The 25,971-nt window shown below is 71.6% G+C and carries 24 protein-coding genes; 18 read left to right on the top strand and 6 right to left on the bottom strand.

All coding sequences use genetic code 11. The features are described 5' to 3' along the window. Positions 1-110: 110 nt before the first annotated feature. The 7 genes from IF23_RS0120000 (at position 111) to IF23_RS0119970 (ending at position 6,803) form a co-directional block, all read left to right on the top strand. Positions 111-458, top strand: coding sequence for a YbaB/EbfC family nucleoid-associated protein (locus IF23_RS0120000; RefSeq protein WP_078654103.1), 348 nt, complete (start codon positions 111-113; stop codon positions 456-458). A gap of 83 nt (positions 459-541) precedes the next feature. After that, positions 542-1,141, top strand: a complete 600-nt coding sequence (gene recR / locus IF23_RS0119995; protein ID WP_030285547.1) for a recombination mediator RecR — start codon at positions 542-544, stop codon at positions 1,139-1,141. Beyond that, entirely contained in the window at positions 1,134-1,796 is a 663-nt protein-coding gene (locus IF23_RS0119990) for a DUF5063 domain-containing protein (protein WP_030285546.1), read from the top strand. Before recR ends, IF23_RS0119990 begins: the two co-directional genes overlap by 8 nt. A 418-nt stretch (positions 1,797-2,214) precedes the next feature. Next, the gene (locus IF23_RS0119985) at positions 2,215-3,486 is read left to right on the top strand and encodes an aspartate kinase (protein ID WP_030285545.1); all 1,272 of its coding nucleotides are present in this window, start codon (positions 2,215-2,217) and stop codon (positions 3,484-3,486) included. Between the two features lie 535 nt (positions 3,487-4,021). Beyond that, positions 4,022-4,702, top strand: coding sequence for a SigE family RNA polymerase sigma factor (locus IF23_RS0119980; RefSeq protein WP_078654102.1), 681 nt, complete (start codon positions 4,022-4,024; stop codon positions 4,700-4,702). Continuing rightward, positions 4,699-5,892: a hypothetical protein gene (locus IF23_RS0119975; RefSeq protein ID WP_245655036.1), complete on the top strand. Its 1,194-nt coding sequence runs from the start codon at positions 4,699-4,701 to the stop codon at positions 5,890-5,892. The genes IF23_RS0119980 and IF23_RS0119975 overlap by 4 nt, the downstream gene beginning before the upstream one ends. An 83-nt stretch (positions 5,893-5,975) precedes the next feature. Beyond that, on the top strand, positions 5,976-6,803 hold the full coding sequence (locus IF23_RS0119970) for an SURF1 family protein (RefSeq protein WP_030285541.1): 828 nt from the start codon (positions 5,976-5,978) through the stop codon (positions 6,801-6,803). A 23-nt stretch (positions 6,804-6,826) separates the two neighbouring features. Here the strand turns inward: IF23_RS0119970 and IF23_RS0119965 are convergent, their stop codons facing one another. Beyond that, positions 6,827-8,626: a S9 family peptidase gene (locus tag IF23_RS0119965; RefSeq protein WP_245655035.1), complete on the bottom strand. Its 1,800-nt coding sequence runs from the start codon at positions 8,624-8,626 to the stop codon at positions 6,827-6,829. Positions 8,627-8,774: 148 nt separating this feature from the next. On the opposite strand from IF23_RS0119965, the gene IF23_RS0119960 reads away from it, so the two are divergent. Further along, positions 8,775-9,608 carry a class I SAM-dependent methyltransferase gene (locus IF23_RS0119960; protein WP_030285538.1) on the top strand — a complete coding sequence of 278 codons (834 nt, stop codon included), beginning with the start codon at positions 8,775-8,777 and terminating at the stop codon, positions 9,606-9,608. Positions 9,609-9,651: 43 nt separating this feature from the next. Here the strand turns inward: IF23_RS0119960 and IF23_RS0119955 are convergent, their stop codons facing one another. Beyond that, a complete protein-coding gene (locus tag IF23_RS0119955; RefSeq protein ID WP_030285537.1) occupies positions 9,652-10,320 on the bottom strand; it encodes an O-methyltransferase in 669 nt (222 codons plus the stop codon). Between the two features lie 443 nt (positions 10,321-10,763). Between IF23_RS0119955 and IF23_RS0119950 the strand changes: the two genes are divergently transcribed. From IF23_RS0119950 to IF23_RS0119915, 8 genes are all read left to right on the top strand, one after another. Next, positions 10,764-12,176 carry a family 2B encapsulin nanocompartment shell protein gene (locus tag IF23_RS0119950; protein WP_030285536.1) on the top strand — a complete coding sequence of 471 codons (1,413 nt, stop codon included), beginning with the start codon at positions 10,764-10,766 and terminating at the stop codon, positions 12,174-12,176. Between the two features lie 143 nt (positions 12,177-12,319). Beyond that, entirely contained in the window at positions 12,320-13,603 is a 1,284-nt protein-coding gene (locus IF23_RS0119945) for a family 2 encapsulin nanocompartment cargo protein terpene cyclase (protein ID WP_030285534.1), read from the top strand. Positions 13,604-13,618: 15 nt separating this feature from the next. Next, positions 13,619-14,497 carry a geranyl diphosphate 2-C-methyltransferase gene (locus IF23_RS0119940; protein ID WP_030285532.1) on the top strand — a complete coding sequence of 293 codons (879 nt, stop codon included), beginning with the start codon at positions 13,619-13,621 and terminating at the stop codon, positions 14,495-14,497. A gap of 195 nt (positions 14,498-14,692) precedes the next feature. Beyond that, complete coding sequence (gene cseB / locus IF23_RS0119935) at positions 14,693-15,409, top strand: two-component system response regulator CseB (protein WP_030285531.1); 717 nt, start codon at positions 14,693-14,695, stop codon at positions 15,407-15,409. A gap of 3 nt (positions 15,410-15,412) precedes the next feature. Continuing rightward, on the top strand, positions 15,413-16,678 hold the full coding sequence (locus IF23_RS0119930) for a sensor histidine kinase (protein ID WP_030285529.1): 1,266 nt from the start codon (positions 15,413-15,415) through the stop codon (positions 16,676-16,678). 120 nt (positions 16,679-16,798) lie between these two features. Continuing rightward, a complete protein-coding gene (locus tag IF23_RS0119925) occupies positions 16,799-17,563 on the top strand; it encodes an ABC transporter ATP-binding protein (protein WP_030285527.1) in 765 nt (254 codons plus the stop codon). Positions 17,564-17,611: 48 nt separating this feature from the next. Next, positions 17,612-20,167, top strand: coding sequence for an ABC transporter permease (locus IF23_RS0119920; RefSeq protein ID WP_030285525.1), 2,556 nt, complete (start codon positions 17,612-17,614; stop codon positions 20,165-20,167). A gap of 289 nt (positions 20,168-20,456) precedes the next feature. Then, the gene (locus tag IF23_RS0119915; protein WP_030285523.1) at positions 20,457-21,488 is read left to right on the top strand and encodes a fatty acid desaturase; all 1,032 of its coding nucleotides are present in this window, start codon (positions 20,457-20,459) and stop codon (positions 21,486-21,488) included. Between the two features lie 58 nt (positions 21,489-21,546). Here the strand turns inward: IF23_RS0119915 and IF23_RS0119910 are convergent, their stop codons facing one another. Further along, the gene (locus IF23_RS0119910; RefSeq protein WP_030285520.1) at positions 21,547-22,440 is read right to left on the bottom strand and encodes a hypothetical protein; all 894 of its coding nucleotides are present in this window, start codon (positions 22,438-22,440) and stop codon (positions 21,547-21,549) included. Between the two features lie 43 nt (positions 22,441-22,483). Continuing rightward, complete coding sequence (locus IF23_RS0119905) at positions 22,484-23,263, bottom strand: GntR family transcriptional regulator (protein ID WP_037678786.1); 780 nt, start codon at positions 23,261-23,263, stop codon at positions 22,484-22,486. 99 nt (positions 23,264-23,362) lie between these two features. Here IF23_RS0119905 and IF23_RS0119900 point away from each other — a divergent pair, with 99 nt between their 5' ends. Both IF23_RS0119900 and dapF read left to right on the top strand, forming a co-directional pair. Further along, entirely contained in the window at positions 23,363-23,617 is a 255-nt protein-coding gene (locus IF23_RS0119900) for a hypothetical protein (RefSeq protein WP_157848044.1), read from the top strand. Next, entirely contained in the window at positions 23,614-24,501 is an 888-nt protein-coding gene (dapF, locus tag IF23_RS0119895; RefSeq protein ID WP_037678782.1) for a diaminopimelate epimerase, read from the top strand. Before IF23_RS0119900 ends, dapF begins: the two co-directional genes overlap by 4 nt. A 40-nt stretch (positions 24,502-24,541) precedes the next feature. Here the strand turns inward: dapF and IF23_RS0119890 are convergent, their stop codons facing one another. Together IF23_RS0119890 and IF23_RS0119885 are read right to left on the bottom strand one after the other, a co-directional pair. Then, entirely contained in the window at positions 24,542-25,423 is an 882-nt protein-coding gene (locus tag IF23_RS0119890) for a Scr1 family TA system antitoxin-like transcriptional regulator (RefSeq protein WP_030285513.1), read from the bottom strand. Between the two features lie 99 nt (positions 25,424-25,522). Beyond that, entirely contained in the window at positions 25,523-25,798 is a 276-nt protein-coding gene (locus IF23_RS0119885) for a hypothetical protein (protein ID WP_051739726.1), read from the bottom strand. Positions 25,799-25,971: the final 173 nt, after the last annotated feature.

Below are 25,971 nucleotides of genomic sequence, written 5' to 3'. Positions count from 1 at the left end.
GGCCGGGCGTATGTGTGGCGGCTCGTCCGTACGGCGTAAGGCGCCGGTCCCGGGAAGCACGTAGGCTCGGGCTACCGCACCAATCGTTGTCGTATGGCAGGAGTCACGTCGTGATCCCCGGTGGTCAGCCCAATATGCAGCAGCTGCTCCAGCAGGCCCAGAAGATGCAGCAGGACCTTGCGGCCGCCCAGCAGGAGCTGGCGGAGACGCCCGTCGAGGGTTCGGCGGGCGGCGGCCTCGTCAAGGCGACGGTGACCGGCTCCGGTGAGCTGAAGAGCCTGGTCATCGACCCGAAGGCGGTCGATGTCGACTCCGCGGAGGAGACCGCCGAAACCCTCGCCGACCTGGTGCTCGCGGCCGTCCGGGACGCGAACGCCAGCGCCCAGCAGCTCCAGCAGAGCAAGCTCGGCCCGCTGGCGCAGGGCCTCGGCGGCGGCATCCCCGGCCTGCCCTTCTGAGGCCCGGGTCCGGCCGCGGTCTCCCCTTTCCGGCGGTGGCCAACTAGCGTACTGAGCAGGGCAGAAGAGAAAGAAGACGTTCCGTGTACGAAGGCGTGGTTCAGGATCTGATCGACGAGCTGGGCAGGCTGCCCGGCGTCGGTCCCAAGAGCGCGCAGCGGATCGCCTTCCATGTCCTGCAGGCCGAGCCGACCGATGTCCGTCGGCTCGCGAACGCGCTGATGGAGGTCAAGGCGAAGGTCCGGTTCTGCAGCGTGTGCGGCAACGTCGCACAGGAGGAGCAGTGCCGGGTCTGCCTGGACCCGCGCCGCGACCCGGCGGTCATCTGCGTGGTCGAGGAGCCCAAGGACGTCGTGGCGATCGAGCGGACGCGTGAGTTCCGCGGCCGGTACCACGTGCTCGGCGGGGCGATCAGCCCGATCGAGGGCGTGGGGCCGGACGATCTGCGGATCCGGGAGTTGCTGGCCAGGCTCGCCGACGGCACCGTCACCGAGCTGATCCTGGCCACCGACCCGAACCTGGAGGGCGAGGCCACCGCCACGTATCTGGCGCGCATGATCAAGCCCATGGGGCTGAAGGTGACGCGACTGGCGAGCGGACTGCCGGTCGGAGGAGACCTGGAGTATGCCGACGAGGTCACGCTCGGGCGGGCCTTCGAAGGGAGGAGACTTCTCGATGTCTGATGCCACGCTGCACAACGCGACGCAGAATCCCGACGACTTCGCCGTATCGATCTCCGACTCGATCGAGAGCTTCATCGTCGCGGTGACCGAGGTCGCCAAGGGCGACGAGCCGGACAGCGCGGTGCCGTTCCTGCTGCTGGAGATCTCCCAGCTGCTGCTCACCGGCGGACGCCTCGGCGCCCACGAGGACATCGTCCCGGACGAGCGCTACGAACCGGACAGCGGCCCGGAGCCGGACGCCGACGAGCTGCGCGAGCAGTTCGCCCGCCTGCTGGACCCGGTCGACGTGTACTCCGAGGTCTTCGATCCGTACGTGCCGCGCAGCGAGCCGGTGGCCTGCCGGATCTCCGACGACCTCGCGGACATCGTCACCGATCTGCGCCACGGGCTCGCGCACTACCGGGCAGGCCGGGTCAGCGAGGCGCTGTGGTGGTGGCAGTTCTCCTATCTCACCAACTGGGGTCCGACCGCGTCGGCGTCGCTGCGGGCGCTGCAGTCGCTGGTCGCGCACGTCCGCCTCGACCAGCCGCTGGACGCGCTCGACGGGCTGGACACCGACAGCGGTGCCGGGGGCGACGAGGAGCGGCTCGCCGAGGAGGCGGGCAAGGTCATGGCGGCGGAGATCGCCGGGCCGTTGGGGCTGGACCGGGCCTGAGCCGCCGCGCCCGGTCGTCGCCGTACGGCCGGGCCGAAGCGGGGGCGGAGCCCTTGGGGTGCCTGGTCCGTGGCCGGTGCGCGGGGCGGTGCCGGAGGGGCGCGCGGGGCGGCTCCGGGGTGGCGGAAACCGTGTGCGCCGAGGCCGTGGCGGTGTGTGACCTGGCTTACGTTCCCGTGTGCCCCGTGCCGGAGCGGGCATGTGCTGGCCGAGCGGGCGCGACGGGGCGCCGCGCGGAGCCGCCGCGGGACACGGTGATCATCGGCGTCAGAAGATGATCGATGGTTGAGCGTTGTGTCTCACCATGCGGTATCGGCGAGGCGGTTTCCGCCTGCTCGTTAAACTGAGTCGACCGCAGTACCCCCATTTCCGGGGGTCCGGGAGGAAACTCCCGAAGAGACAGTTGCGAGGAGCGCACGTGGGCCTTGTCGTGCAGAAGTACGGCGGCTCATCCGTTGCGGATGCCGAGGGCATCAAGCGCGTTGCCAAGCGAGTCGTCGAGGCCAAGAAGAACGGCAACCAGGTTGTCGTGGTGGTTTCGGCGATGGGCGACACGACGGACGAGCTGATCGATCTCGCTCAGGAAGTGTCCCCGATTCCATCGGGGCGCGAGTTCGACATGCTGCTGACCGCCGGAGAGCGAATCTCCATGGCGCTGCTGGCGATGGCGATCAAAAACCTCGGTCATGAAGCGCAGTCCTTCACCGGTAGCCAGGCCGGTGTGATCACCGATTCCGTGCACAACAAGGCGCGGATCATCGATGTCACGCCCGGCCGCATCAAGACCTCCGTCGACGAGGGCAACATCGCCATCGTCGCCGGTTTCCAGGGTGTCTCGCAGGACAAGAAGGACATCACGACGCTCGGCCGGGGCGGCTCGGACACCACCGCCGTCGCGCTGGCCGCCGCGCTGAACGCCGATGTCTGTGAGATCTACACCGACGTCGACGGTGTCTTCACCGCCGACCCGCGGGTCGTGAAGAAGGCCCGGAAGATCGACTGGATCTCCTTCGAGGACATGCTGGAGCTGGCCAGTTCCGGCTCCAAGGTGCTGCTGCACCGCTGCGTCGAGTACGCCCGCCGTTACAACATCCCGATCCACGTCCGCTCCTCGTTCTCGGGGCTCAAGGGCACGTGGGTCAGCAACGAACCGCAAGGGGACCAGCCGATGGAGCAGGCAATCATCTCGGGCGTCGCACACGACACCTCCGAGGCGAAGGTCACGGTCGTCGGTGTGCCGGACAAGCCGGGCGAGGCCGCGCGCATCTTCCGCGCCATCGCGGACTCCGAGGTCAACATCGACATGGTCGTCCAGAACGTCTCGGCCGCCTCGACCGGACTGACGGACATCTCCTTCACGCTGCCGAAGGCGGAGGGCCGCAAGGCCGTCGCCGCGCTGGAGAAGACCCGCGCGGCGGTCGGCTTCGACTCGCTCCGCTACGACGACCAGATCGCCAAGATCTCCCTGGTCGGCGCGGGCATGAAGACCAACCCGGGCGTCACCGCGACGTTCTTCGAGGCGCTGTCGAACGCCGGGGTGAACATCGAGCTGATCTCGACCTCCGAGATCCGTATCTCGGTCGTCACCCGCGCCGACGATGTGAACGAGGCGGTGCGCGCGGTCCACACCGCCTTCGGCCTCGACACGGACAGCGACGAGGCCGTGGTCTACGGCGGCACCGGGCGCTGACCCACCGGCACGGACCGGGCGGTCCGCTCCCGCGCGTGACGCGGGGGCGGACCGCCCGCTTTTGTGCCGGGCGCGGAGCGGTGGCGCCGGGCGTCCCGGGGGCGTCACCGGCCGGTCGGGGAAAAGGCGTTCCGGGATTCGGGTGTCGCGGTGTCACCCCCCTGCGACATACTTGTGAAACGTGTGAAGGTTCTGTGATCGGGTCGGGGCTTCCGGCGTCCCGTGCCTGGTCAGAGGCGTTTCGGTGCGTCCGGTCGGGAGGCTCGGAACCGTCCGGGAACCGGCGGTCGGGAGCGGGGCGTCTTGGGTCCTGCCCCGCGGGGCGTCGTGGGTGGGCGGGGCTCCTGGGGTGCACGGCGCCAGGGGCGGTCGCGGCGTACCGGCGGCGGTCCCGGCACAGCTGAGGCCGGAGCGGACGCGTCGGGATAAATGGGGCACCGAGGAAGAGCTGGGGCGCAATGAGGGCATACAACGCGACACCGGAGACGGTGGCGTGCGCGTACAACCCTGACGGGGAGATGCGTGTCCAACAGGCGTGGCAGAGGTTCTCGCATTCACGATCGCCCCGGTGGGCGCAGCGGGCGCGGCAGTGCGCCCGCCGCACGCCCGTGGCGCCGGGGGCATGCCGGTGATCGCGCCCTGGCCCACCACGCGGCCCGGCAAACTCCCCGCCCCGCGCGGCGACGCCGACCAGCGCGGTGACTCCGACGACTCGGCGGCCACCGGCACCAGCGTCGACCACCTCACCGAGACGTACCGGGCCCACTACCGTTCCCTGCTCGGTCTCGCGGCGCTGCTCCTCGACGACACCGCCTCCTGCGAGGACGTCGTCCAGGAGGCGTTCATCCGCGTCCACTCCGCCCGTAACCGCGTCCGCGAACCGGAGAAGACGCTCGCCTATCTGCGGCAGACCGTCGTCAACCTCTCCCGCTCCGCGCTGCGCCGCCGCATCATCGGCCTCAAGCTGCTCTCCAAGCCGATGCCGGACATGGCGAGCGCCGAGGAAGGCGCCTACGACCTGCTGGAGCGCGACGAGCTGATCCGGGCGATGCGCGGGCTCCAGCGCCGCCAGCGCGAGGTGTTGGTGCTGCGCTACTTCGCCGACATGACCGAGGCGCAGGTCGCCGAGACGCTGGGGATATCGCTCGGCTCGGTCAAGGCGTACGGCTCACGCGGTATCGCGGCGCTCCGCGTCGCGATGGAGGCACCGGCATGAACGGCAACCCCGTCGACCCGGCCCGTGCGCACTCCGGGGCGGGCGATCCCGGCGGCCCGGACGGTGCCGGAGATTTCGTGTATTCCGGAAGTGGGGAGGGCGCTCACGCCGCTCCCGGCTGGGCCCGGAGCGGTGGAGACACCGAGCCCGGCGGCCGGACCCCCGGCGGCGACGGAGTCGGCGACGAGGAGGCGCTGCGGCGGCTGCTCCAGTCCTCCGTCGGCGACCTCGAACCGGCGCCGGACGCCCTGGAACAGATCCGGCACGCGGTCCCCGCCCGGCGCCGCCGCCGTCGCCACGCCGTGGTCGGCGCGGCCGCGGCGCTGCTGCTCGGCGGCACCTCCATCCCGGCGATGGTGCAGGTCGCCCACCTCGACGACGCCCCCGGCGACCGGTCGGCCAACGCCGCCGGGAACCGGCAGACCGGCGCCACCGACGGCGCCCCGGACGGCGGCACCACCACCCGCGGACGGCAGCCCGCCGGCGGCGGCGCGGCGGACGGCGGCACCGGCCACCCCGCCGGCGGCCACGGCACCTCGGCCGAGCCCCACCACCCCGGGGACGGCCCGGGCGCGGGCAGCCCGGACCCGTACGAGACGACCGACGTCTCCTCCCCGGCGTGCGGGCGGGACCAGCTCGGCAAGGGCACCGGCAATGTCGCCCCGGCCGACTCCGCGGGGCGCGTCTACGGCGCCTTCCGCGTCGTCAACACCTCGGCCACGCCCTGCTCCGTCGACGGCGCCGGGACCGTGGACGTCGTGGCGCAGGGCACCGCCGACACCGGCCGTATCCATGTCGTCGACCACACCAGCGGCGACGAGGCGACCGGGCTGCCCGACCCGGCCACCGCCCCCGACCAGCTCGTGCTGAAGCCGGGGCAGGCGTACGAGGTCAAGTTCGCCTGGATCCCGGCGTCCGGCGGCTGCAACGGCTCCGGGCCCTCGCCGTCGGCCTCCCCCTCCAGCCCCTCGGACGCCCCGGCCGCCGACGACAGCGGGCAGGACGGCGGCGGTCAGGGCGGCGACACCGGCGGGGGGAGCGGCGGCGGTTCGGGCGGCGGCGGTGCCGCGTCCGGCACCATCGTGCTCAGCCACACCCCGGACTCCGGCGACCCGGTCGCCGCCGATGCCACCCTCACCGACGCCTGCGCCGGAACGGTCTACCGGACCGGCGTGCTCAACGGGAAGTGACCGGTCGCCGTGCGGGCCGCCGCCCCGCCGCCCGGTGAGGGGGCGGTGCGGGCGCCGGGCGCGGGCCCCGTACCGTAGACGGCGTGTACCGGTTCCTGCTGACCCCGCGGTGGTGGGGAATCAACGTCTTCGCCGTGCTGGCGATCCCTGTCTGCATCTTCATGGGCAGTTGGCAGCTCGGCCGCTTCGAGGATCGCGTCGACTCGCACCGGCAGCAGGCGGACCGGGCCGCTGCCGCCGAGACGGCCGCCGCCCGGCCGATCGACAGTCTGCTCCCGGTCGACCAGGTCACCTCCGGCCGCCAGGCCCGCGCCCGCGGCACGTACGACGCCCGGCACCAGCTGCTGGTCCCGGACCGGACCCTCGACCGCAAGGCCGGTAGCCGCCCGGGCTTCTACGTCCTGACGCCGCTGCGCACCGACGGCGGCAAGGCGCTGCCGGTCGTCCGCGGCTGGCTGCCCGGCGACGCGGACAACCCCGCCGACACCGCCGAGGTGCCCGCCCCGCCGACCGGTGAGGTGACCGTCACCGGCGCCCTCCAGGCGTCCGAGAACATCGGGACCAGCGGGGTGCAGGCGAGCGGCGGTCTGCCCGCGGGGCAGCTCGGGATGATCAGCGCCGCCTCGCTGGTCAACATCGTGCCGTACCCGGTCTACGACGGCTGGATCACGCTCGGCGAGACCTCCGCGCCGCTGAAGGCCGTGCCCCCGGCCGCCGCGGAGGGCAGCGGACTCGACCTCAAGGCGTTCCAGAACCTCGGCTACACCTGCGAGTGGTTCGTCTTCGCCGGGTTCGTGGTCTTCATGTGGTTCCGGCTGCTCCGCCGCGAGGTGGAGGCGGCCCGGGACGCGGCGCTGGGGATCGGGACGGACGTGGCGGAGGAGGAGCCGGAAGGCGTTCCGGCCGGATAGCGGCTCCCCCCCCGCACGTCGGCTCAGCCCGTCTTCTCCTTCAGGTGCCGCAGCGCGAAGTCCAGCTCCAGGCGGACCTGCTTGATCCGCTCCTCGACGACGAGGGAGCCGTGGCCCGCGTCGTAGCGGTAGACCTCGTGCGGGTGGGCGCGCTGCTCCAGGCGCTCGACGTAGTTCTCCACCTGCCGGATCGGGCAGCGGGGGTCGTTGACGCCCGCGGAGAGGTAGACGGGGGCCCGCACCGCGTCCACGTAGGTGAGCGGGGACGATGCCTCGAAGCGCTCCGGGACCTCCTCCGGGGTGCCGCCGAGGAGGGTGCGGTCCATCGCCTTCAGCGCCTCCATCTCGTCGTGGTACGCCGTGACGTAGTCCGCGACCGGGACGGCGGCGAGGCCGAGGGCCCAGGCGTCCGGCTGGGTGCCCAGGCCCAGCAGGGTGAGGTAGCCGCCCCACGAGCCGCCGGAGAGGATCAGCCGCTCCGGGTCGGCGAGGCCGGAGGAGACGGCCCATTCGCGGACCGCGGCGATGTCCTCCAGCTCGATCAGCCCGACGCGGTGCTTGAGCGCGTCCGTCCAGGCGCGGCCGTACCCCGTCGAGCCGCGGTAGTTGACGCGGACGACCGCGAAGCCGTGGTCCACCCAGGCGGCGGGCGCGGAGGCGAACGCGTCGCTGTCGTGCCAGGTGGGGCCGCCGTGGATGTCGAAGACGGTGGGGAACGGGCCGTCGCCCGCGGGCCGCTGGACCAGGGCGTGGATCCGGCCGCCCGGCCCCTCCACCCAGGCGTCGGTGACCTCGACGGAGGCCGGGGCCTTCATCCCGGGCGGGTCGAGGACGACCGCGCCGCCGGTGGAGCGGACCTCCGGCGGCCGGGCGGCGGACGACCAGAGGTACTCGACGGTGCCGTCGGGCCGCGCCGTGGCGCCCGAGACCGTGCCCGCCGGGGTGTCCACCCGCGTCAGCCCGGCGCCGTCCGCGCCGAGACCGAGGTGCCACAGCTCGCCGCGGGCCTGGTATCCGTGCTCGATGAGCAGGGCCGAGCCGTCCGGGTACCAGTCGGCGCCGACGTCACCGGGCAGGTCGATGTCGAGGGCGGTCTCGACGCCGGTCAGCGGGTCCCAGATCATCGGCTCCCACCGGCCGCGCCGCTGGTGGCCGACGAGCAGCCGGGTGTCACCGGCGACCGGCGCGAAGCCCATCACGGCCAGCCCCAGCTCCTCGGTGCCGCCCTTGGTGTCGTCCAGCTCGGCGACGGTCGAACCGTCCGGGCGGACGACGCGGATCGCCGAGTGCATGGCGTCGCCGTGCTCGGTGTGCTCGATGGCGATCAGCGAACCGTCGTGGGAGTAGTCACCGACCCCGGCCGACTCCTGGTGGCGGTAGATCTCCACCGGCTCCTGGCCGGGCCGGACGACGTGGATCGTCGAGCCCTCCTCGTCCGTGGAGCGGCCGACGACGGCGGAGCCGTCCCGGCCGAGGGCGAGTCCGGCGGGGTAGGAGGGGGCGAGGCCGGGGGTGGCCGGTTCGTCCGTGCCGCCGCCGAAGGGCTGCCGCAGCCACACCCCGAACTCGTCGCCGTCGGTGTCCGAGAACCACCAGATCCACTCGCCGTCGGGCGACAGCGTGCCGTCCGTGGTGCCGTTCGGCCGGTCCGTGGCCTGACGCTGGTGACCGGTCTTCCGGTCCCAGGCGTACAGCTCGAAGGTGCCGGTCGCGTTGGAGACGAACAGCGAGCGGTCGGGGGCGTCCTCCGCCCAGTCGGGAAGGGAGACGCGCGGTGCGCGGAACCGCTTCTCCCAGGTGGGCATGGCCTCAGCGTCAGTCATGCCCTCTATCAAACCCGATGTGCCGGAAACGGTGCACGGGCCTTTACGGGGGAGGCCCCCGGCGGCCCGCGGCGGGCGCTTCCCGGGGGCGGCCGGGCGTCCCGCAAATTGTGTGGCGACCGTCCACACCGGTGGCTAGCGTCGCGGTATGCGACCACACACCGGCCCCGACGACTGGCGCGAGGCCAACCGCGCGCGGTGGGACGAGCGGGTCCCGCTCCACCTGGAGAGCGACCACTACGACCACGAGGGGTTCCGGCGCACCCGGGACGCGATCCGCCCCTTCGAGGCGGCGGAGGTCGGCGAGGTCACCGGCCGCTCCCTGCTGCATCTGCAGTGCCACTTCGGGCAGGACACCCTCTCGTGGCTGCACCGCGGCGCCTCCCGCGTCGTCGGCCTGGACTTCTCCGAACCCGCCGTCGACGCCGCCCGCGGGACCGCCGCCGAGCTGGGCCACGACACCGACCGCGCCTCGTTCGTCGCCGCCGATGTGTACGACGCGGCGGAGGCGGTCCCCGACGACTCCTACGACATCGTCTACACCGGCATCGGCGCCCTCAACTGGCTGCCCGACGTGGTGCGGTGGGCCGAGACGGCCGCCTCCCTCGTCGCCCCCGGCGGCTTCCTCTACCTCGCCGAGTTCCACCCCCTGTGCGACGCGCTGGACGACACCACGGGCTCCCGGGTCGTCCACGACTACTTCAGCCGCGACGCCTGGGTGGAGGAGACCTCCGGCACGTACACGGACTTCGACGCCCCGACGGTCCACAACCGCGCCGTGGAATGGCAGCATCCGATCGGTGACGTGGTCAGCGCGGTCGCCGCGACGGGGCTGCGGATCGAGTTCCTCCACGAGCACGACATGACGCTCTTCCAGCGCTTCGGCGCACTGGAGCGCGGCGACGACGGCTTCTACCGCCTGCCCGCCGACCGCCCGCGCGTCCCGCTGATGTACTCCCTCAAGGCCACCCGGCCCGCCTGACCGGCCAGGGGCGCCCCCGCAGGGCGCCCCTGCGGGAGTGCCCCTACGCGACCACCCGGGCCAGCGCGAAGCCGTCGTACCCCTTGCTGCCGACCGTCTGGATCGCGGTCGCCGACAGCTTCGGGTGCTCGGCCATCATCTCCAGACAGCGGCGGATGCCCCGGACCGCGGGCTCGGGGTTGGCCGGGTCGGCGACCTTGCCGCCGCGGACGACGTTGTCGCAGACGATCAGGGAGCCGGGGCGGGTGAGCCGCAGCGCCCACTCCAGGTAGTGCGGGTTGTTGGGCTTGTCCGCGTCGATGAAGACCAGGTCGAACGGCTCGGCGCCGTCAGCCGCGAGCGCCGCGAGGGAGTCGAGCGCCGGGCCCACCCGCACCTCGGCCACCCCGGACAGCCCCGCCCGGTCGAGGTTGGCGCGGGCCACCTCGGCGTGCGCCACATCCGCCTCCAGGGAGATCAGCCGCCCGTCGGCGGGGAGCGCGCGCCCCAGCCAGATGGTGCTGTAGCCGCCGAGGGTGCCCAACTCAAGGATCCGGCGGGCGCCCTGGGTCTGCGCGAGGAGGTGCAGCAGCTTGCCCTCGGTGGGGGAGACGGCGATCGGCGGCAGTCCGGCGGCGTCGCTGGCGCGCAGCGCCGCACCGAGTACCTCGTCGTGCGGGGCGAGCAGCGGGGCGAAGTAGCTTTCGACGGCATTCCACTGGTGCTCTGACATGGGACTTCCCTCATCTCGTCGGCGTCGTCAAGGAACGTACCGGCCGCGGACCGCACTGTCAGGGGAATACTTCGCCGACCGGCGCCGCCTCCGGCGCGCCCCGGCGACATACCTAACGGGCCGTCAAATAGAGTTCCCCGTATAGCAGAAGAGTGATTTCGCGTAGGCCCTTTTTCGTATTGCTGACCTGCTCCGTATCGGGAAGTCCGAAAACATATGGGCCGTCTGCTAAACCTCAAGTCGCCCAACGTCACCGCATCGAGGTAACACCGGCGCTCTTATTTGCGTGAGCTGGGAGTCCTGCCTCTTTACTGGTCTCCGGGAGTCGGACGGAATTCTGAAATCCGCCCGCTTACCGCAATTTCCCCGCGCCCCCATCCTCTTTCCACCTTTCCCAGGTGGCCCGCGCACGCCGCCACCCCCTGCGAAGGAGAGCTCGCCAGATGACCGTTGAGACCGGCCAGGAGGCCCTGCCGGCCCCCGCCGAGCAGTCCAGCCTGAGCACCGCGGCTGCCCGCAATCTCGCCACCACGACCAAGTCCGCCCCGCAGATGCAGGAGATCACCTCCCGCTGGCTGCTGCGGATGCTGCCCTGGGTCGAGGCGAAGGGCGGCGCCTACCGGGTGAACCGCCGACTCACCTACACCGTCGGGGACGGCTACATCGAGTTCGTCCAGGACGGCTCCGACGTCCGCGTCATCCCCCGCGAGCTGGGCGAACTGGCCGTGCTGCGCGGCTTCGACGACGACCAGGTGCTGAAGGCCATCGCCGACCGCTGCGTCCAGCGCGACTTCCGCGCCGGTGAGGTGCTGGCCGAGCGCGGCGCCCCCGCCGAGCGCATCCACCTCGTCGCCCACGGCCGCATCAGCCAGACCGCCGAGGGCAAGTACGGCAGCGACGTCCCCGTCAACATCGTCGCGGACGGCGGCCACTTCGGTGAGCAGGCCCTCATGGACGGCGAGGCCACCTGGGACACCACCGCCACCGCGGAGACCGCCGGTACCCTCCTCACCCTCTCCCGCGCCGACTTCGACGCGGTCATGGACAACGCGCCGAAGCTCCGGGCCCATGTCGAGCAGGTCCGCTCCCTGCCGCACCAGCGGCAGAACAAGCACGGCGAGGCCGAGATCGCGATGTCGGCGGGCCACACCGGCGAGCCCGAACTCCCCGGCACCTTCGTCGACTACGAGATGAACCCCCGCGAGTACGAACTCTCCGTCGCGCAGACGGTCCTGCGGGTCCACACCCGGGTCGCCGACCTCTACAACGGCCCGATGAACCAGACCGAGGAACAGCTCCGGCTCACCATCGAGGCGCTGCGCGAGCGCCAGGAGTACGAGCTGGTCAACAACCGCGAGTTCGGTCTGCTGCACAACGCCGCCTTCAAGCAGCGGATCCAGAGCCACTCCGGTCTGCCCACCCCGGACGACCTCGACGACCTGCTCTCCCGCCGCCGCGGCACGAAGTTCCTCTTCGCCCACCCGCGGGCCATCGCCGCGATCGGCCGCGAGTTCAACGCCCGCGGCCTCTACCCGGACCACGTCGACCTCGGCGGCCAGCAGGTCCCGGCCTGGCGCGGCGTCCCGATCCTGCCGTGCAGCAAGATCCCGGTCACCAAGGAGAACACCAGCTCCATCCTCGCCATGCGCACCGGCGAGGAGAACCAGGGCGTCATCGGTCTCCACCAGACGGGCCTGCCGGAGGAGTACGAGCCGGGCCTCTCCGTCCGGTTCATGGGCATCAACGAGCAGGCGATCATCTCGTACCTGGTCTCCACCTACTACTCCGCCGCGGTCCTCGTGCCCGACGCGCTCGGTGTGCTGGAGAACGTGCAGATCGCCCACCGGCGCAGCTAGCCCCGGTCGGGCGTCCGCCCGGTCCCGCGGGCGGACGGCGGGACGGCGGCCGTACCGGCCACGACGACGGCCCGGATCTTCCCGGGCGGGCGAGCACGCCCGGGATCCGGGGCAGCCCACCTCATCTCACCAAGGAGCTACGGATGTCCGATCCCGGGCCTACTTCCCTGCAGCCGGGCCTGCCCGCCGCTGCGGCCCGCGCCGGGACCCGCCCCGCCGCGGGTGCCCGGTCCGCGCTGCCCGGCCCGCCCTCGTTCGCCCGGACGGTCCGCCCGGACGCGCCCGGCGGCGCCGCGCCGGAGGGCGCCGTCGCGGTGGCACGGCCCGCTGTCGAAAGGATCCTGCGCGGTCCCACCGGCCTCGGCACCACGAGCCTGCGGCTCCGCCGCAAGGACCGGGAGGAGCCCGCCGCGCCGGAGGAGCCGACCGCCTCGGGGGCGCCCGCCCCGGGCTCGCCGATCCCCGGGCTCTACCACCACCCGGTGCCGGAGCCCGACCAGGCGCGGGTGGCGGAGGTCAGCGAGCGGATCAAGCGGTGGGCGGTCGACGAGGTCCAGGCGTACCCGCCGGAGTGGGAGGACCAGTTCGACGGGTTCTCCGTCGGCCGCTACATGGTCGCCTGCCATCCGGACGCGCCCGCCGTCGACCACCTGATGATCGCCACCCGGCTGATGGTCGCCGAGAACGCCGTCGACGACTGCTACTGCGAGGACCACGGCGGCTCGCCCATCGGCCTCGGCAGCCGCCTCCTCCTCGCCCACACCGCCCTCGACCCGCTGCACACCACGGGTGAGTACGAACCGGCGTGGCTCGCCTCGCTCCAGTCGGACGCGCCCCGGCGCGCGTACCGCTCCGCCATGGAGTACTTCGTCCGGGACTCCAGCGACTCCCAGGCCGACCGGTACCGGCACGACATGGCCCGTCTGCACCTCGGCTACCTCGCCGAGGCCGCCTGGGCGCAGGAGGACCACGTGCCGGAGGTGTGGGAGTACCTGGCGATGCGCCAGTTCAACAACTTCCGCCCCTGCCCGACCATCACCGACACCGTCGGCGGCTACGAACTCCCGGCCGAACTGCACGCGCTGCCCGCCATGCAGCGGGTGATCGCGCTCGCCGGGAACGCCACCACGATCGTCAACGACCTCTACTCGTACACCAAGGAACTCAACAGCCCCGGCCGTCACCTCAACCTGCCCGTGGTGATCGCCGAACGGGAGGGCGTCTCCGACAAGGACGCCTATCTGAAGGCGGTCGAGGTCCACAACGACCTCATGCACGCCTTCGAATCCGAAGCCGCCGCGCTGGCCGCCGCCTGTCCCGTACCGACCGTGCTCCGCTTCCTGCGCGGGGTCGCCGTATGGGTCGACGGCAACCACTACTGGCACCGGACCAACACCTACCGATACAGCCTGCCCGATTTCTGGTAAGAAGTGGATTTCTCTGTGACCAGCACCGAGCTCACCACCGGCACCTCTGTGTTCATCCCCGGCGCGTCCTCGCCCTACCAGGGAGACATCGCCCGCTACTGGGACCAGGAGGCCAGGCCCGTGAACCTGCGCCTCGGCGATGTCGACGGGCTTTACCACCACCACTACGGCATCGGCGAGGTCGACTACGCCGCGCTGGGCGACACCGCCGACAGCGCGTACGAGAAGAAGCTGATCGCCGAACTCCACCGCCTGGAGTCGGCCCAGACGGATGTCCTTCTGGAGAACCTCGGCGCGATCGGGAGCGGCGACACCCTGGTGGACGCCGGTTGCGGACGCGGCGGCTCCATGGTCATGGCCCACCAGCGGTTCGGCTGCAACGTCGAGGGCGTCACGCTCTCCGCCAAGCAGGCCGATTTCGCCAACAACCGGGCCCGGGAACTCGGTATCGGCGACCATGTCCGCGCCCGCGTCTGCAACATGCTCGACACCCCCTTCGAGACCGGCCAGGCCGCCGCCTCGTGGAACAACGAGTCGAGCATGTACGTCGACCTGCACGACCTCTTCGCCGAGCACTCCCGCATCCTCGGCGTCGGCGGCCGCTACGTCACGATCACCGGCTGCTGGAACCCGCGCTACGGCCAGCCCTCGAAGTGGGTCTCGCAGATCAACGCGCACTTCGAGTGCAACATCCACTCCCGCCGCGAATACCTCCGCGCCATGGCCGACAACCGCCTCGTCCCCCAGGCCGTCATCGACCTCACCCCCGCCACCCTCCCCTACTGGAAGCTCCGCGCCACGTCCTCCCTCGTCACCGGCATCGAGGACGCCTTCATCAACTCCTACGAGGACGGCTCGTTCCAGTACGTCCTGATCGCGGCGGACCGCGTCTGACCTGCCGCCGAACGCCGATGGCCCGGCGTGGGGCCCGGTTCCGTCATCCGACGGGCCGGGCCTTCGGGCATTCCGGGGCCGGACGGTGTATCCGGTCTCTGCCGTATTGTCCTTCGGGGGGAACGGCTGCGGGCACCGCCGCGGCAGCCGGAACCAGCCGCCGCATCCGGCCCGTCGGAACAGGAGCCTGCGCCCGTGTCCTCGCCCGCCCCGACCGGGGCCGCCGCCCGCCCCGTCCGCCTGCTGCTGGTCGAGGACGACGACCTGATGCGCCGCTCCTTCGCCGTCGCGCTCGAACGCTACGGCTACGAGGTCGCGGTGGCCGCCGACGGCCTCACCGGCCTGGAGATGTTCCGGGACGGCGCCTTCGACCTGCTGATCCTCGATGTGCTGCTGCCCGGTCTCGACGGGATCGGGCTGTGCCGCCGGGTGCGGGAGAACAGCCTGGTGCCGGTCTTGATGATGTCCGCCCGCGGCGACGGTCTCGACGTCGTCGCCGGTCTGGAGGCCGGGGCCGACGACTACGTGGTCAAGCCCGTCGAGACCTACGTCCTCGTGGCCCGTATCCGCTCCCTGCTGCGGCGCGCGACCTACACCCCCGCCGAGGCGGACCCGCGCCCCGCCACCACCACGCTGACCTTCGGGGACCTGACCGTCGACACCGCGGGCATGGAGGTCCGCGTCGCCGGGAAGCCGGTGGCGCTCACCCCGACCGAACTGAAACTGCTCCTCGAATTCGCCGCCCGCCCCGGCGTCGTCCTGGAGCGCCACACCCTGCTCCGCGAGGTCTGGGAGTACGGCTGGGACGGCGACAGCCGGGTCGTCGACCTCTGCGTCCAGCGGCTGCGGCGGAAGCTGGGCCGGGACCGCATCGAGACGGTCCGCGGCTTCGGCTACAAGCTGCGGCGCTGACCGGTGCGCCTGCCCCGCCCGCCCCGGCTCACCCTGCGCTGGAAGATCGCCGCACTGGCCACCGCCGCGTCCTGCCTGGTCGTGGCCGCGATGGGGGTACTGGTCCACCTCTGGACCGCGGCGGACATCCGCGGTCGCGCCGAGGCGCAGGCGTTCAACGCCGTGTACTCCGCGACGGATGTCCACCGGCGCACCGGAATGCTGACGAACGGCGCTGAGCTGGACCCCGCCGAACTGCCCGCCGCCCTGCGCCATCCGGCCGACGACGCCCGGCACACCGCCTACGACGGGCGGATCGACGCCCTCGTCGGCCCGAGCGTCTGGGCCGCCCAACGCACCGGCGGCCCCGGCAGCCCGCTCCTGGCCGTCCAGATCAACATGCAGCCGCAGCTCGCCTCGTTGCGCCGGCTGGACCTGACCATGGCGGTGGCGGCGCCGGTCACCCTCGCCGCCGTCACCCCGCTCACCCTCTACGGCGCCGGGCTGCTCGCCCGCAGGCTGCGGCGGGTCTCCCGGACCGCCACCCGGATCTCCGCCGGGGACCTCGACGCCCGCACCGGGCCCACCCGCGGCCACGACGAGGTGGCCGACATCGCCGCCACCGTCGATCTCATGGCCGACAGCCTCGGCCGACGGCTGCGCACCGAGCGCCGGTTCACCGCGGATGTCGCCCATGAGCTGCGCACCCCGGTCGGCGGGCTGCTGGCCGCCGCCGACCTGCTGCCGCCCGGCGAGACCGCGGACCTGCTCCGCGCCCGCGTCCGGGACCTGCGGGATCTCGTCGAGGACCTGCTGGAGATCTCCCGGCTGGACGCCGGGGCCGAACGGCCGCTCCACGCCCGGGTCCCGCTCGGCGCCGTCGTCACCGAGGCGGTGGCCCGTACCGGATCCGGCACCCGCGTCACCGTCGCCGACGCCCCGGACGCCGCCGCGACCGTCGAGACCGACCCGCGCCGCCTGGAGCGGATCGTCGCCAACCTCGTCGTCAACGCCCACCGGCACGGGAAGCCCCCGGTCGAGGTCACCGTCGAGGGCCGTACCGTCGTCGTCCGCGACCACGGCCCCGGCTACCCGCCCGACCTGCTCCGCCACGGACCGCGCCGCTTCCACACCGGCGCCGCCGAACGCGGTACGGGCCACGGCCTCGGCCTCACCATCGCCCTCGGCCAGGCGCGGCTCCTCCACGCCGAACTCCGCCTGGCCAACGCCCCGGACGGCGGCGCCGTCACCACGCTGACCCTGCCGGAACGGGACCCGGAGGGTTCGTAGGGCCGCCCCTACAGAACTGCTACGCACCCGATCCGCCACCGATACCTCGCGCCCCCGGGCCCCGATACACCGCCCCGACACCCTTCGACGTGCACCGTTCCGCACCGAAGAGGAGTCTCCGTGACCGTCGCCCCCGTGGCCTCGTCCACCGCACCCGGGATCGCCGCCACCACCGATCTGACGAAGGTCCACGGCAGCGGCGACACCGAGGTCGTCGCCCTGGACCGGGTCAGCATCACCTTCCGGGAGGGCGAGTTCACCGCGATCATGGGCCCCTCCGGCTGCGGCAAGTCGACCCTGATGCACTGCGCCGCCGGACTCGACGCACCCACCTCCGGCTCCGTCCGTATCGGCACCACCGAGCTGAGCACCCTCGGCGACCGGAGCCTCACCCAGCTGCGCCGCGACCGGATCGGCTTCATCTTCCAGGCGTTCAACCTCCTCCCGACGCTGACCGCCCTGGAGAACATCACCCTGCCGCTGAGCATCGCCGGACGCCGCCCTGACCAGGAATGGCTGGACCGCGTCGTCGCCATGGTCGGCCTCACCGGGCGCCTCGGCCACCGGCCCGCGCAGCTCTCCGGCGGGCAGCAGCAGCGCGTCGCCGTCGCCCGCGCCCTGGCCTCGCAGCCCGAGATCATCTTCGGCGACGAGCCGACCGGCAACCTCGACTCCCGCGCCGGGGCCGAAGTCCTGGGCTTCCTGCGCGACTCCGTCCGCGAACTCGGCCGGACCGTCGTCATGGTCACCCACGACCCGGTCGCCGCCGGATACGCCGACCGCGTCGTCTTCCTCGCCGACGGCCGCCTCGTCGACGAGATGACGCGGCCCACCCCGGACCGCGTCCTGGACCTGATGAAGACCCTCGACCCGCGCGCCGCCTGACGCCCCGGACCGGAACCGCCACCGCCCGCCCGCACCCGGAAAGCCACCATGCTCAGAACAGCGCTGCGCAACCTCCTCGCGCACCCGGCCCGTCAGCTGATGACCGTCCTCGCGGTCTGCCTCGGCGTCGCCTTCGTCAGCGGCGCCCTCGTCTTCGCGGACTCCACCGCCGCGGCCCACCGCGCCGCCGCGACGAAGAGCTACGCCGACATCGCCGTCACCGTCACCGCGAAGCAGCCCCCGGGGCGGCCCGCGGACCGGCGGAGCGTCCTCGACGACGCCCTCGTCCGGAAGCTGGCCGCCGTCCCCGGCGTCGCCTCCGTCCGCCCGTCCGTGGACGGCTCGGCCGCCCTCAACGCGGCGGACGGCACCCCGCTACGGGTCAAGCCGGGCGCCAACCCCGCCACCGCCTACATCCCGGGCAAGGACGGCAAGGACGCCCGCTACCCGCTGGCCGAGGGCCGCGCCCCGGCCGACGCCGGTGAACTCGCCCTCGACACCGGCACCGCCGCCGTGGGCCACCTCCACCTCGGCGACCCGATCACCCTCGCCACCGACGGTCCCGTCCTCACCAAGCGCCTCGTCGGCCTCGTCACCACCGACGACACCCGGGTTACCACCGGCGGCACCCTCACCCTCTTCGACAGGGCGACCGCCCAAAAGCTCTTCGCCGAGCCGGGCACGTACACCGGCATCGACCTGACGGCCACCCCCGGCACCGACGAGACCACGCTCGCCGACCGCGTCACCCAGGTGCTCCCCGCCGACCGCGCCGAGGCCACCACCGGCACCGCCCAGGCCGAACAGCAGGCCGTCCTGGTCTCCACCCTGACCCGCGGCTACGCCAAGCTGCCGCTGGTCTTCGCGGGCGTCTCGCTCTTCATCGGCTCGTTCCTCATCGTCAACACCTTCACCATGCTGGTGGCGCGGCGCGGCCGGGAGAGCGCGCTGCTCCGGGCGATCGGCGCCACCCGCCGCCAGGTGTCCCGCTCGATCCTCCTGGAAGCCCTGGCCGTCGGCCTGGTCGCGTCCGCCGCCGGATTCCTGCTCGGACTCGGCCTCGCCGCCGCGCTGCCCACCCTCCTCACCACCGGCGGAAGCAGCCTGCCCGCGGGCCCCCTGGTGATCGGCGCCCGCTCGGTCCTGGCGGCGCTCGCGGTCGGCGTCGGCGTCACCGTGCTCGCCGCCTGGCTCCCGGCCCGCCGCGCGGCGAAGGTCGCCCCCGTCGAGGCGATGCGTACGGCCGCCCGGCCGCCCGCCACCGGACGGCCCCGGCTCCGCGCGCTCACGGGCACCGTCCTGCTCGCCGCCGGTGTCGGGCTGCTGCTCTCGCTGGCGGGGGCCGAGGACGCCTCCGAGGAGAACCTGCGCACCGCGATGGCGGGCTGCGCCCTCCTCGTCGCCGCCCTGATCGTGCTCGCCCCGCTGCTCGCCGTCCCGGTACTCCGCCTCACCGGCCGCCTCACCGGCCGTTTCGGGATCACCGGCCGACTCGCCCAGGAGAACGCGCTACGCGACCCGCGCCGCACCGCGGCCACCGCCGCCACGCTGATGATCAGCACCGCGCTGGTCGCCGGGCTCGCCGTCATCGGCCACTCCACCACCGAGACGCTCGACCGCCAGGCCGCCTCCGGCCTCGGCGCCGACTACGTGATCGGCTCCCGCACCTTCTCCCACGGCCTCGACGACGCCACCGTGGAACGGGTCACCGCCACCCCCGGCGTCGACCACACCACCGCCGTCTCCGACACCACCTTCTTCCTCGACGGCGGCGTCCGCACCATCGCCGGTGTCGACCCCGGCACCGTCGACAGAACGCTGAAGCTCGGCCTCGTCAGCGGCTCCCTCGAACACCTCGGACCGGGCCGGATCGCCCTCTCCCGCAGCACCGCCCACGAGAACGGCCTGACCACCGGCGACCGCGTCCGGGCCCGCATCGGCCGACAGCAGGACCCCGCTCCGTACACCGTCGTGGCCGTCTTCGAGGACAACCCCCTCGCCCAGGACGTGCTCGGCGCCCGCGGCGAGGTCGCGCAGCACAGCTTCCTGCCCGGCAGCGTGCAGCGGATCCTCGTCGGCACCGACGGCCACACGGTCTCGCGGGCCACCGAGGACCGGCTGCGCATCGCCGTCGGCCACAGCCCGCTGGTGACCGTCCAGGACCGCGAGGCGTTCATCGAGGAGGCCGCCGGAGTCCTCGCCGACCTGCTCAAGGTGGTCTACGGCATGCTCGCCCTCGGCACCGTGATCGGCGCGCTCGGCATCATCAACACCCTGGCCATGTCCGTCGCCGAACGCACCCGGGAGATCGGCGCCCTGCGCGCCATCGGCATGGACCGCACCGCCGTCCGCCGCATGATCCGCCTGGAAGCCGTGACGGTCGCCGGATTCGGCACCCTCCTCGGCCTGGCCGGCGGCCTGTTCGGCGCCTGGCGGATCGGCGCCCTCGCCAACGGCGCCATGGACCGCTACACCTTCTCCCTCCCCTGGGGCACCCTCCTCCTGCTCTCCCTCCTCTCCCTGACCACCGGCGCCCTGGCCGCCACCCTCCCAGCCCGCCGAGCCGCCTCCCTCAACCCCTTGGAAGCGGTCACAGAGAACTGACGGGGGTCGTCCCGCTTAGGGGAGGGGCTATGACCGCTCCGCCGATGCGGAACGAATCCGGGAGCTGTTGAGGGCCTGATCCGCGCACGCGCATCAGGCCCTCAACACTGAACGGGCAGAAGGCAGCGCGGGGTTCGGCCGTCGCGTCCCGCCCGGTGAATTGCCCCGGCGGCACGCTTCGGGGCCGACCGTCGCCACCGATGTGATTCGGCCAATCCATACCGTCAATCTGGTGCACTAAATACACTCTCGGTGTTCACCGTCGTCGCTCCTTCCTCACGGGACACCCATGTCTTCGGCCCTCTGCCTGGTCGTTGCCGGGCTGCTGCTCCGGCAACTCGACCGCCTCCGCCACCTGCGCAGCCCCGCGAAACTGACGGCGGCGGAAGCGATGGCCCTACAGAGGTCGCGTGCGTCGGTATGGGCTCCGACGCTGCTGCTGGTGGGGGAGTGGACGCAGATCGCCGGCTGGTGGCTGCTGGCCGGAGTGCATCCGGCGGGAGCTGTGGTCGCCGCGGTGGCGGTCGCGGTGCACTTCCGGCACCTCCAGGAGATCAGCCACTTCGCGGTGCACGGTGTCCTGGCTCGCGGGCGGCGGGCCAACACGGTGCTGGCGGAGCTCTTCGTCCATCTACCGCTGGCGCTCGGGCCCGTCGGCGAGCGCCGGAACCGGCATGTACGGGACCACCACCCCAACGCGACCCTCAGCGGTGTCGACCCGAACCTCGTGGAGCTGCGGGACGCCGGATTGGTACCTGGCGCGGCGCAAGGCACCGTAACCCGTGCGGCGTGCCACCCGCTGACCGTCCGCGGGCTGCGAGGCACCGTCACCGGTACGGGCCGGGCTCTGGCCCGCCCGGCGGGCGCCGTCGCGGTGGTCGTGGTGGCGGCGGCCGCGTATCTGCTGGGCGGGTGGACCGGACTGGTCGCCGGGGTGCTCGTGCCCCGCCTGTGGCTGTATCCGCAGCTCGCCTGGTTGTCGCTGCTGGGGGAGCACACCTGGTTCGACCCGCAGCGCCGCACCGGAAGCCGGGCCGAGGTGGAAGCCGGCCGTTGCCTGCGTCTCTACCCGGAAGGCGTGGTGATGTCAGCCGTGGCGGCGGTCACCTGGCTTCCTTACGGCGATCTTCACCACTACGCGCATTCCGCCCACCCGGCGGTGCGGTGGAACTACCTCCCGGCGGTGGAGCGCGGACTGGCCCCGCCGCACTGCACCCCGGCGGCGCTCCTCATCGGACCGGGCTCCCTCCTCGCCCGTCACCGCCGCGCTCTGGCCCGGCCTGAGGATGTCCTGGCGGTACCAGCACCCGGCGCCCGGTGAGCCGTGGCCAAACCCTGGCCGCGTACCACCCGTTCCGGCGCCGGGACCGGTAGCACGCTCAGAGCCCGTCGACCACGGCGGCGGCTTCCTGCGCGTCCCAGGCGTCCAGCAGCGGGCGGATCGCTGTCTCGTAGGTGTGCAGCGCCCGGGGCGCGCCCAAGCCGTGCTCCCAGGCGCGAGTGAAGTGGCCGATATAGACGTCGATGCCCTTGAAGAGAATGGTCGAGCGGCCCTGGGTGTACGTCTCGTCGCCCTGCTCGTCCTCGATGAGGACCGCCGCATTGCCGAACACCACGGTGTCGACGGTCTCCTGGGGCCGAAGATCCTCGCGTACGGCCAGACCGCAGATGACGCCGAGCTGCCGGTGGTGGTCGATCAGGGCCAGCAGGTCGTGTGCGAAGTCGCGGTCGAGGAGGTTCTCCCGTTTCACCACGAACAGCCGGTTGATACGCCCGCCGTCCTCGATGAAGCGCTGGTTGGCGTCGAGGTACGCGCGGCGCCGGGTGAGCAGGGACGGGTTGGTCGTGCGGTCGATGGCCTGGATCCGCCGGGGCTGGACATCGGTCGTCAGAAGGGCGTTGATGAGCTGGACCGACATCCACGGCACCTCGGTGCCGTGCACGCTGAGGTAGCCGTCCGCGATCCTGCGGTAATCCGATACCAGCGAGTTCTCCAACTGGGCGCGGATCGCGTCGTAGTACATGGGCTCGTCCATGGCCTCGATGCTGTTGGTGCGGCGCAGGCGGATGTGGGTCTTGCCCGACCATATGCCGCCGAGGACGAAGACGAGGTTCAGCACCGTCTGCAGGACGATGATCAGCATCAGGTTGACGTGATCGACGGCCCAGGCGACCGCGGTGGCGGCCAACGAGACGATGCCGATCGCGGAGCCCAGTGCCTTGCTGTTGAGTGCGTCGGCGATCCGCGTCGGCAGATCGGGCCGCTGCGCCATGAGTTCCCCCTCCGTAGGTGTGCGACTGCCGTGCTGCGCCTGCTCACCGCCCCCGGACGGAAAGCGCTGACGTGCCGGGCGCGGGCGTGGCGATGGTGTAGGTGATGTCCCACAGGTCGCTCGGGACGATCCAGTCGGCGGTTTCCACGGCCCGGCCGTCGTCGGCGTAGTGGGTGCGTTCGATGAGCGTGGCCTGCGCGCCGGTGGCCAGACCGAGAAGGTGAGCCTGGTCGCGGCTGAGCCGGATGGGCCGGGGAACCTCGACGACGCGGGAGATCACGATGCCCAGATGCCGCATCCGTGCGAAGACACCGGCGCCGGCGAGAGGCCCGCCCTCCGGCAGCACCACGGCGCTGCCGCCGGTGACGGCCATCGGCTCCCAAGAGGTGGCCAGCAGAACGGGCCGGGAGTCCGTCAGGAACTCGTACGTGGTGAGCACGCACATGCCGTCGTGTCCGGTTCCCAGCCGGACCGCGGTCGCAGGTCCGGCCGGAACTTTCGCGATGCTGCGCGCTTCCCAGGTCCCGGTGAACCCTGCCGGTGCGGGCGAGGAACCGTTCGAGGCGGTGCGGGAGAGCGATCCGCGCTGACGGGGCGCACGGACGAAGGTCCCGGATCCGGCCCGTCCCTCCAGGAGCCCCTCCTCGATCAGGGCTTCCTGGGCACGGCGCACGACGTTGTCGCCGACGCCGAATTCCGCACCGAGTGTGGCCCGGGAGGGAAGCCGGTCTCCGACGCGCCACTCGCCGCTCGCGACGCGGTCCCGCAGCAATTGCGCGATGCGCAGATAGGGAGCCGGACGCGCCGGTCCAGATGCGCCCATGCCGCTCCTCACCTGCAAGGTCAACTTCACAGGGTTGACAATTTAGCCCACCCGTCGAAATCTGGTTAACTAGGAATTCGTGGAGTGATCGGAGGGGAGATGCCGGACGCATCCGAGCAGTCCCCCGAAGCGGTACGCGCCTACGCCGCGCTGAGCGATCTGGCCGGGCACCCTCCGAGCCTGCGCAGCGAGGACGACGGCGCGATCCGTCTGGAACTGCCCGTCACCCCCGCCCTCATCACTCGCTGGGACGAGCTTGTGGCCGCTCTCGACCTGGGCAGCACCTACGGGCTGGCCGATACGAAGGACGGCCAGGTGGCTTGGACACGCTTCGACGCGCCTGGGACGACATGACTCCTCAACTTCCCTTCACCAAGGGGAACGGCGCGGGCAACGATTTCCTCGTTCTGCATGACCCCGACGACCGGGCGGCTCTCACCCCTGCCGCGATATCGCACCTGTGTGACCGCCGTACCGGAATCGGGGCCGACGGCATTCTGCGCGCCGTCCTGTGCGACCGCTCTCCCGAGGCCCTTCGGTATGCGGGGCGGGCGACGTGGTTCATGGACTACCGCAATGCCGACGGGAGCCTCGGTGAGATGTGCGGCAACGGCATCCGCGTTCTCGCCCGGCACCTCACCCATCACCGGCACATCCCGCCGGGCCGCCTCACGCTCGCGACCCGCGCCGGTCTCCGTACCGTCGACATCGCCGATACGGCCCCTGCCGGCGAGGTCTCGGTCCACATGGGGCGGCCTCGATTTGCCCCGGACGAGGAGGCGTTGACCGTGAGTGTCGGACGGCGGTCGTGGCCCGCACTGTATGTCGACGCCGGAAACCCGCACGCCGTCGCCTTCGTCGACGACCTCGACCACGCCGGCTCCCTTGTTTCCCCGCCGGCCGTCACGCCGTCTCCCCCGCAGGGCGTCACCGTCGAGTTCGTCCGCGTCCTGGCCCCCGGCCACCTCGCACTCCGTGTCCATGAACGCGGGGTCGGCGAAACCCCGGCCTGTGGCACCGGAGCCTGCGCCGCCGTCGCCGCCGCCCACCGGACCGGTGTCCGCCCGCCCGACGGGATGTACCGCGTCGATGCCCCCGGCGGCACCCTCCACATCCGTGTCGCACCTGATGGAACCCATACTCTGACCGGTCCCGCCGTCCTGACCGTCGACGGGTTTCTCACCGCTTCACCCCTGTACGCCACAGCCGTCGCCGCACGGAGCGGTGCCGAGGGCTGAGGAGAGCCGAAGGGGGCGTTCGTACGGCGCGTGGTGGCGATCACGTCTCGTGCCACTGCTTCACCACCATCGCCATGGCTGCCTTGACGATCTCGACCGCCTGCGTGCCGTAGACGGCCTGCTCCTGCAACAGTGTGAACACCTTGCCGTACTGCTCCAGGTCGTACGGGGTGGACAGGTCCACGGCGGACGAGACGAGTTCGAGCTTGACCCGGTCGTCGTCGAAGATCCAGAAATCTTCCGCGGGCCATACCGTGCTGCGGTCACACACATCACGCCGGGCCGGAATGATGCCCAACTGAACTGTCCGCATTTTCCGGACATCAAGAAGACGCATCAGCTGATTGAGCGACATCTGGGGATCTCCGAAACCCCGACGCAGTACGGACTCTTCGATAACCAGCTCAAAACTCTTGCTCTTGTCGGCAAGATACTTCTGCACGTATTCGCGCCGGGTAGCCGCCGCAGCGGCGTCATCGGGCAGCAGTCCACGCCTTTCTCGCAGGGACTGAAGGATGGTGAGCGCGTATTCACGGGTCTGTAGTGGTCCGGGAAGCACCCATCCGGCATACGCGCGGAACTGCCGTGTGGATTCCCACAGCGGCAGAATTTCCTGCTGTGCCGCATTGAGCCCCGACTTCTCCACCTCGGCCCATTCACGGAAACGCCCTTCAGCCTCACGAAGGAATCCGCAGATATTCTCGTACTTGTCCTCCGCCCCGCACCCCGCCAGATATGTGGCGACGTCGTCCACCGTCGTGCTGGTGCGCTTGCCGCTCTCGATCCGGCTGCACTTCGAAGGGCTCCAGCCGACCCTACGCGCGAGTTCCGTCGCTCCCGAGCCCGTTTCGAGGCGGACCTCCCGCAGCCGACGCCCCAGCTCCCGCAGCGTTTCCTTCTTGAACTCCGATATCTCAGGCATGGAGGCAGTGTGTCCAACAGGGGCCACCGGGGCCAATAACCGTGCTGGACACACCTGTTGCCCCAGCTTCGATACAGCGTGTGCAGTCGGCGGGCCGGGCTACGCGCCGGAGGTGCTCTTACCGTCCTCCCCCCTGTCCTTCCGGTGGCAGACGCAGCGGATGTCACCGGCCGATCCATCAGGGAACAGCGGCAGAAGTCGCGCGGGAAACTCCACCACAGTCTCATGCTCGGGTACCGCAATCGAGAGCAGTCGCTCGAAGTCGGTCACCTTCCACGACTGCAGAAGATACGTCTTGGTGCTGTCGTCGTAATAAAGAGTGGGGCTCTGATTTGTCTGACTCTCCGGGTCGCGGCACAGCTCATGCAGGGCCAAGGGATCCTCCCTCGCAGCGGCGGTTTCTTCCGAGGGTCAAGCGTTACGTGCCAGAACGTCCGGTGGGCTGTTCTGGCAAAAATTTCAAGGCTTTCCCCGAAAAGCGTTCAAAGTTTCAGCGAATTTCCGCAAGGTCGCCCGAAATGACACCTTTCGAGGCCTTAAGTCATCTC

Source organism: Streptomyces catenulae (assembly GCF_000718015.1).
Lineage (GTDB): Bacteria > Actinomycetota > Actinomycetes > Streptomycetales > Streptomycetaceae > Streptomyces > Streptomyces catenulae.
The sequence above is the reverse complement of the archived record's forward strand: the minus strand, read 5'-3'. Positions and strand labels throughout refer to the sequence as shown.